This window comes from Pseudomonas sp. Ma2-10 (assembly GCF_054330215.1).
On record NZ_JBTEYL010000105.1, the window covers coordinates 1 to 305 of the forward strand.

A 305-nucleotide genomic window follows, 5' to 3' on the forward strand; every position below is an offset into this window, starting at 1 on the left:
CTGATGGTTTCGAGATTCAGCAGCCCCGCATCGTCTACCTCGCGAGCACCGAGCCAGGCTACTTCTCCGTAGTCCTTGAGGCTGTCGGTGGGCACCATTCCCGAGGGATTTGAGTAATCGATGATGGCGTCGGGAAGCTTGCAGGACTTGGCAAAGACGCAGCCCGCGCGATCGGCTTTGTGCTTTTTCGCGGCAACCTCACGACTCCGTTCGAAGGCGTCTTGCCTTGCGAGCATCGCGTCGTATGCGTTTTGTCTGGCCTCCCGCGCGGCCAGTTCGGTGGCCGTCATGAAGCGGTGAGTGAC

Annotated in this window: 1 pseudogene; it reads right to left on the minus strand. The window is 60.3% G+C overall.

From position 1 onward, the window contains the following. A pseudogene (locus tag ACXPVS_RS27515) lies at positions 1-305 on the minus strand (toxin); the annotation flags it as partial.